Source organism: Sulfuricurvum sp. (assembly GCF_028710345.1).
Lineage (GTDB): Bacteria > Campylobacterota > Campylobacteria > Campylobacterales > Sulfurimonadaceae > Sulfuricurvum.
On sequence record NZ_JAQTUH010000006.1, the window covers coordinates 182,919 to 189,675 of the forward strand.

The window sequence follows — 6,757 nt, forward strand, 5'->3', positions numbered from 1 at the left end:
TCAACTCTCTTTTGTCAGATTTTCCCATACCGCTTTTTCGATAACCACCGAACGGTATGTCGCAGCCAAGAAGGCGTTGAGTTCATTCTCTTCTACAACGTATGTAGAAGCAATGTTACGGAATGCAAGATAAGTATTCTCATCAAGAATTTGTTTTACCAACAATGCATCGCGAACGTTCAACGTGTTGAACAACGCTTTTGCATCTTTTGTTTTACCGCTTGGAACTTCGATCGAATCAACGATGAACAATTTCCCTGCAGTTGCCAAAGCATCCAATGCACATTTAAGTGCAAGTTTCTTTTGCTTTTTGTTGATTTTTTGATCGTAGTTACGGCCAGTGTTTGGTCCGTGTGCGATCGCACCACCAACGAAAATTGGTGAACGACGTGAACCAGCACGTGCGCCACCTTTACCTTTTTGTGCCCATGGTTTTTTACCACCACCACTGATCGTCGAGCGAGTTTTCGCTGACGCCGTGTTAGAACGGATACTCGCTTGGTACGATTTAACGTACAAATAGAGGTTGTGTGGGTTAATACCGCTAAAGCTCTCAGGCAATGCCAATTCAGAGGCTTTTTCGAATTTTTCGTTCAATACAATCGCGCTCATTATTTAACTACCTTTACTCGACCTAGCGCACCGTTTGCTCCAGGAACAGATCCTACAACAACCAATACACCGTTTTGTGCGTCAAATGACATAACATCATTTTTTACGGTTACTTGCTCGTTACCGTATTGACCAGACATTTTGCGCCCTTTTTGGACTTTACCTGGCCATTCGCGGTTACCGATAGATCCACCAGTACGGTGAAAACGGTGACCGTGAGCACCCGGACCTCCAGCGAAGTTCCAGCGTTTCATAACACCGGTAAACCCGCGACCTTTAGTGTTGAATACGCTTTTAACAGATTTTGCTTCTGCCAAAGGTGCCATATCCAAATCACCTGCTTCTGTGTTTGCAACATCTAACGTAGCGAATTTGTTGAATTCAGCAGTAAGGTTATACTTTTTTTGCTGACCAGAAATTGCTTTGTTTGATGCTTTACCTTGAGCGTATGCTACAAGAGCAACACCATCGTTTACAGAACAAACTTTCATCTCTTTAACTTTTAAAAGAGTTACTGCTTGGCTGTTTGCACCGATTGTTCGGCTCATACCGATTTTTTCTACAATGTATTCCATACCCACTCCTTACTTGTCCATAGAGCGAACTTCTACGTCCACTTCCGGAGCCAAGTCAAGCTTCATTAATGAATCAACAGTATCAGGCGTAGCCGATACGATGTCGATCAAACGTGCGTGCATACGAATCTCAAATTGCTCACGTGAACTTTTGTTTACGTGCGGTGATTTAAGAACCGTATACTTACGAATCTTGGTTGGCAAAGGGATTGGGCCACGGATTTCCGCACCTGTACGCTTTACGGCTTCAACGATAGAGGCTACTGAACGATCAAGTACACGATGATCGTACGCTCTAAGTTTCAAACGAATCTTTTCCATAATTTTTCCTCTATAAAGAACTCGTCAGTCGATGCTGACTATAATAAGGCAAGCGGAATTATAGCGACATACCCCCTGTGGGTCAATGATTTTAGTGGTAAAATTGTATTTTTACCTAAATTTGTTTCCTTTTAATAAGGAAGTTATATTTTTAAGGTTATTATTTTTGACATGAACACTTTATTAGATGAATACTATCGACACGATTTACACAATCCCAATTTCATCGAGCGCAAAGCATCTCTGAATGAAGAGAGTGTATGGATTATGGGAATTGCACAGTCGGGAAAAACCTCTTTAATCAAAAATTATCTCCTTTCGCACAAAAAATCGACCTATCTTTACCTCGATTGCCGTGATATCCGTTTAGAGATTCATGAACTCAACGAACATCTCGAACCTTTTTGCCGTGAGCACAAGATTAAAATTTTGGCTCTTGATAACTATCGCACGAATATTAAGCTCTTTGATTTAGAGCAAATCATCCTCGCCTCTGAGGAGTCCAACCAAAGCAGTTTTGAGACACTCTCCCTACACCTCCTCGACTACGAAGAGTTTCTCGCGTTTGAATCCAAATATTACGATTCCTCCGCCCTCAACCATTTTTTTCAACTTGGGGGTTTCCCCGCTATGCACCGCTTACCTAGTGAAGATCGTCCCTTGTATATCCAAAAGACGTTATTTCGCACCCTCAATGACATAGAGCTATCGATTATGATACAAGCCTCTAAGATGGTTACCCAAAAGGTTTCGACATTTACCCTCTATGAGCGATTAAAAAGTGAGCGTAAAATCTCCAAAGACAAACTCTATCTCCATCTCCAATCACTGTTTGATAAACACTATCTTTATGGATGTGAAAAATTCAACCACCCAAGCGCGATTAAAAAGCTCTATCTATGTGATATTGCCATCAAACATGCACTCATCCTCCAAAAGCATTTTGGAAAAGTGTTTGAAAATTTGATTTTTTTAGAACTGATAAAACATGATATCGAGTGTTATTATGATGAAGGGATCGATTTTTATCTCCCGCAGAGAAATCAAATCGTTCTAGCATCGGCATTTGCCAACGAGCACGCATTATTTAAAAAAGTAGAAGCACTCGAGGGATTTATTATCATGCATCAAGTCAAAGAAGTTATCGTCGTCACCATGAATTTGGAAAACGTCCTCTCCCACCCGATTGCAAAAATCGAGATGGTTCCGTTTTCACAATGGGCGTTGGGGGAAGAATGATATTGCCTTAAGATGGAAGAAGATATCTTTCCCCTAGAATATTCGTCCCATTGATTGGTGATACTCCACGAACTGTGCCTTTATCAGTACCTATAATATAATTTGGATGAACATATGAAAATTCAAGATATCCTTTCTCTGTGTGAAACACTAACCATTTTATGCCATCTGAATCGGTTTTGACACATGCAGAAGTTGTAGCTGTCGGTGTAGTACTACTATAAAAAAGTTGTCCAGTTGTACTTACTGATATTCTTTTTTCAACTAGCATGAAGTCATACAATCTGATCATATTGTTATCATTAAGAGGTAACGGATGCATTTCATCTACAGCATAGGTTCCTGTGTACAAAAGCCAATCCTCATTAGTAGGGGTGACAACAGTAGTCCCGACAGGAAATTTCGAACTATCGCAGGTCAATACACTCTCTGACGTATCCCCTGATGGCCCTTGCGCAATCCCCAATTTTGAAAGAGTCGATTTAAAATGATTTTTTGCCTCTTCTGCTGTCAGTTTTTTGGCTCCGGTAAAATATTTTTTTGCATATTCAAATGTACTATTTTCATCTGCTGTTACAAGATCTAAATGTTCAGTTGCACCAATCGATGGATCAACATGATTGAGATCGATTCCGTTCGAAGCATTTCCATCCTGATCGAGCGATTGCAACAGTATTGCCAAATTTGTAACACTGATATCGTTTATATCATTTATCCCCATCAATGTCATCGGTGTAATGATGGCTTGATTTTTGTCCATCTTAACACTTCCGACCACAACATGACCGATAGTAAACGTACAGGTGTCCCCTATATTATAGGAAAATTCCCCTCCACTTCCCGTTGTCCCATTAGTATCGATTTCGCCTGTGTCTTTACGACACGCGTAGGACAATCCACTGACGTTTGAATCAATAACATTTCCTGTTGGTGTTGTTGCTGTTTCTGTTGCAACTGCTGAGTTCTGAGCTGAGTTTTCCCCCTCATTACAACCACTAAAGAGTAAAGTCATCATAACAAACAGACTACTCCCTATTAAAGTAAGATTTTTCAAAATTTCCTCCATTAGACATTTATAACACAAAATAAAACTTTTTTATATTATCACAATTATCTTAAAACAATTTTATACAAAATTTAGAGAAGAGTGTATATTTAGAAAAGTACCCTCTCTTATCACTTAGGATAGAGATGGCACCTTTTTTACAAGGGGTATGGGGAGAGGAGTGATTAGAAACGGTAACCGATACCGACGAATGGACCTTTAATTGTGATATTGGAGACAATATCTTTTTCATTAATATCCAATGTCTCCGAACGATACCCTGCAACTGCTTCTAATCCGGCGAAAACTTCCCATGCCGCTTTAATCCGCATATCTCGAATCGAATTACCGCTGTACTCAGCGTATTTAACATCTCCCTCGAAACGAATCGGTAATGTCGGGATTTTTACTGCCGCACCGAGGTATCCCATAGGGAGTACAACGTTAAAACTTTGATTTACTGCACCGCTCACATCACCCTTAAAAATTTTACCTGTTAGACCCACATCCAAATCAACGATATTGTCTAAGATTTCATAATAGAGTGTTGTATCGATTTGAGAAAATTTAACAGCATTGGTTCCTAATCCCCCAACATTATCCCCAACGAAGGATGTTTCAGGGGTAAAATCAACACGGATATTTGGGATGACCGGAACCGGATGTTCAAAATAAAGCCCTAGCTGATATTTACTAGTGCTATCACCATTAAAACGGGTGGTTGTTGTAACACCGTTATCGGTATAACTAAAATTTCCATTCACTTCAGGAAGATATCCATCCACTTCAGCTCCAAAACCGAGCAACATGGAGGCCGATGCCATAACGCTTCCCGTACACAATACAAGTAATGCTTTTTTCATTAATGATCCTTTTTATTTCTATGCTAATATGCCATTATACTAAAGAAACGGGTGTATTGAGATGGTATTATGCGGAATCGATGAAGCAGGGCGTGGACCGTTGGCGGGACCACTCACTATTGCAGGGGTAATTTTACATCGTGAGGTTGTCGGATTAAACGATTCTAAAAAGCTCTCAGAGAAAAAACGGGAACAGCTCTTTGATGAAATTATCAAATATTCAACCCACCATATAGCTCGCTTTAGTGCAGAGCAAATCGATAACCTCGGACTCTCTAAGTGTCTTGCAATGGGGTTAGAGGAGATTATGGAAGCCATCGGGGAAGCTGATTATCTCTATGATGGCAATTCAAAATTCGGCGTAAGCGGGATTCGGACGATGGTAAAAGCCGATGCAACCATACCTGAAGTCAGCGCGGCATCAATCCTCGCTAAAGTGACGCGTGATCGTGAGATGAATGCTCTAGCGCACCTCTATCCCCAATACGGTTTTGAGGCTCATAAAGGGTATGGAAGCAAGAAACATATCGAAGCGATACGCCAATACGGCTATTGCGAAATCCACCGACAAAGTTTTAAACTCAAAGCTCTACAGCCTGCGCTCTTTTAACATACTCATCCAAGTATCATTATTAAAACGTCATCGGAACTTGTCCCGATTGACTACGTTAACACTATGTTTTCTTCGGCAGAATGCCCAAATCGCCTTGCGATTTTAATGTGTATTTATCCATGCGGATAAACGTTGGTTGAAACTTTTCGATTAGCGAAGAGAGTTTTTCCTCGCACCCCGCTATCCCTTGATAATGAAAATAACCATCGATTCGGTTAAGCGCTAAACGGGGCTGATCGATATCGATCTCTCTGGGATGGAGATAGAGAAATACCGACTTGCCGTGGGCATTGGCACGACTCATTTGGTGTTTTATCAACCACGTCGGGAAAAAACGTAAAAAACCCCCTCCGGCATACCCCACTTTATTCCCAAAGAGATTCATCAGATGTTGGGGTATCTCCAAAACAGGTTCTAACGTAGGGGTGTGCGGTGTCATCGGAAAATCGGGAATCCCAAAAAGCGAATGTTTCGCCGGATAGATCGATGAGGAGTAGTTCAACCCCTCTTCTGCCAATATCGTATAAAACCACGGCAACGTTTCACGCTTAAGCGACCATGAAGGGGCACGAAATCCCACCACTTTTTCTCCGCAAATTTGCTCCAACAGGTCGGTAGAATTTTTCAAATCGACTCGAAACTCTTCGGGACTCATCGTATAGACGAGCTTATGGGAACTCCCGTGTGACGCAATCTCATGTCCTGCATCAAAGAGTTTTTTAACAACCTGCGGTTTCTCTTTTGCCACATCCCCTAAAATAAAACAGGTCGATTGAACACCCTGCTCAGCACACAGATCGATTAAACGGTCTACATTGGATTCGAGGTTGGTGGAGCGGGTATCATAGTGAGTGGTATCAACCCCCTCGTAGTTAGCATGAAACCACTCTTCAATATCAAAAGTCAAAAAATTATTAATCTTCATAGAACAAATTATAGCTATAATCACTTCAAAAAATAGGGACTTTTATGGTTTCACTCACCCATCTCGAAGCAGCCCTCGCCGCTGTTGATAGCGAAGTCAAAGCACACCTCTACAATCAATCATTATCACTTACTGAAAAAGATGAGAAAATATTGCCGCTTTTGCGCGAGAGTAAAGTACTCAAACAAGCGTATGAAGATTTGTGTTATTTGAGAGACAACCCACCCAGCGCCCCAAGTGGGTGCAAAGTGGGTCAGTTTAGGGAAGATTAATACTTAAACCACCGTAAAATCCGCTGCGCTAATCGTTGGGTGTCCGGTGAGGGTAGCAAACTGAACCGCTGCGGTTGCCCCATTACCATCGGCATCATAGCTGAGTGCTCCGGTAGTAGTGTTATAGAGGATATAGTCATTAGCATCGGTTGCTGTTCCTGTAGTATTGGCTTTTAAGAAAGCAGTATTGAGTGCACCTGTTGTTGTGAGTTTCTTAAATATTAAATTCTCTAATTGAATGGTGTCATCAGTAGAGCTAAAGTCAGTAATAGTATCAACATTCGCAGTGGCA

10 protein-coding genes are annotated in these 6,757 nt (G+C 41.3%); 3 read left to right on the plus strand and 7 right to left on the minus strand.

Annotated features, from left to right (window positions below):
• From rplD to rpsJ, 3 genes are read right to left on the minus strand one after another with little or no spacing between them, the layout of a single operon-like run.
• Entirely contained in the window at nucleotides 1-615 is a 615-nt protein-coding gene (gene rplD, locus PHC76_RS09785; RefSeq protein ID WP_299969864.1) for a 50S ribosomal protein L4, read from the minus strand.
• Nucleotides 612-1,187, minus strand: a complete 576-nt coding sequence (gene rplC, locus PHC76_RS09790; RefSeq protein ID WP_299969390.1) for a 50S ribosomal protein L3 — start codon at nucleotides 1,185-1,187, stop codon at nucleotides 612-614. Before rplC ends, rplD begins: the two co-directional genes overlap by 4 nt.
• 9 nt (nucleotides 1,188-1,196) lie before the next feature.
• Nucleotides 1,197-1,508 carry a 30S ribosomal protein S10 gene (rpsJ, locus tag PHC76_RS09795; RefSeq protein WP_037949692.1) on the minus strand — a complete coding sequence of 104 codons (312 nt, stop codon included), beginning with the start codon at nucleotides 1,506-1,508 and terminating at the stop codon, nucleotides 1,197-1,199.
• 171 nt (nucleotides 1,509-1,679) lie between these two features.
• On the opposite strand from rpsJ, the gene PHC76_RS09800 reads away from it, so the two are divergent.
• The gene (locus PHC76_RS09800; RefSeq protein WP_299969388.1) at nucleotides 1,680-2,747 is read left to right on the plus strand and encodes an ATP-binding protein; all 1,068 of its coding nucleotides are present in this window, start codon (nucleotides 1,680-1,682) and stop codon (nucleotides 2,745-2,747) included.
• A 7-nt stretch (nucleotides 2,748-2,754) separates the two neighbouring features.
• On the opposite strand, the gene PHC76_RS09805 is transcribed toward PHC76_RS09800, so the two are convergent.
• Together PHC76_RS09805 and PHC76_RS09810 are read right to left on the minus strand one after the other, a co-directional pair.
• Nucleotides 2,755-3,762, minus strand: a complete 1,008-nt coding sequence (locus PHC76_RS09805; protein WP_299969386.1) for a hypothetical protein — start codon at nucleotides 3,760-3,762, stop codon at nucleotides 2,755-2,757.
• A 215-nt stretch (nucleotides 3,763-3,977) separates the two neighbouring features.
• The gene (locus PHC76_RS09810) at nucleotides 3,978-4,655 is read right to left on the minus strand and encodes a TIGR04219 family outer membrane beta-barrel protein (protein ID WP_299969384.1); all 678 of its coding nucleotides are present in this window, start codon (nucleotides 4,653-4,655) and stop codon (nucleotides 3,978-3,980) included.
• Nucleotides 4,656-4,716: 61 nt separating this feature from the next.
• Between PHC76_RS09810 and PHC76_RS09815 the strand changes: the two genes are divergently transcribed.
• Entirely contained in the window at nucleotides 4,717-5,265 is a 549-nt protein-coding gene (locus PHC76_RS09815; RefSeq protein ID WP_299969382.1) for a ribonuclease HII, read from the plus strand.
• Between the two features lie 64 nt (nucleotides 5,266-5,329).
• On the opposite strand, the gene PHC76_RS09820 is transcribed toward PHC76_RS09815, so the two are convergent.
• Nucleotides 5,330-6,193 carry a polysaccharide deacetylase family protein gene (locus PHC76_RS09820; RefSeq protein WP_299969380.1) on the minus strand — a complete coding sequence of 288 codons (864 nt, stop codon included), beginning with the start codon at nucleotides 6,191-6,193 and terminating at the stop codon, nucleotides 5,330-5,332.
• Nucleotides 6,194-6,237: 44 nt separating this feature from the next.
• On the opposite strand from PHC76_RS09820, the gene PHC76_RS09825 reads away from it, so the two are divergent.
• A complete protein-coding gene (locus tag PHC76_RS09825) occupies nucleotides 6,238-6,465 on the plus strand; it encodes a hypothetical protein (protein ID WP_299969378.1) in 228 nt (75 codons plus the stop codon).
• Between the two features lie 3 nt (nucleotides 6,466-6,468).
• On the opposite strand, the gene PHC76_RS09830 is transcribed toward PHC76_RS09825, so the two are convergent.
• Nucleotides 6,469-6,757 (minus strand): hypothetical protein (locus PHC76_RS09830; protein ID WP_299969376.1); only part of this gene is annotated, 289 nt, incomplete at its 5' end.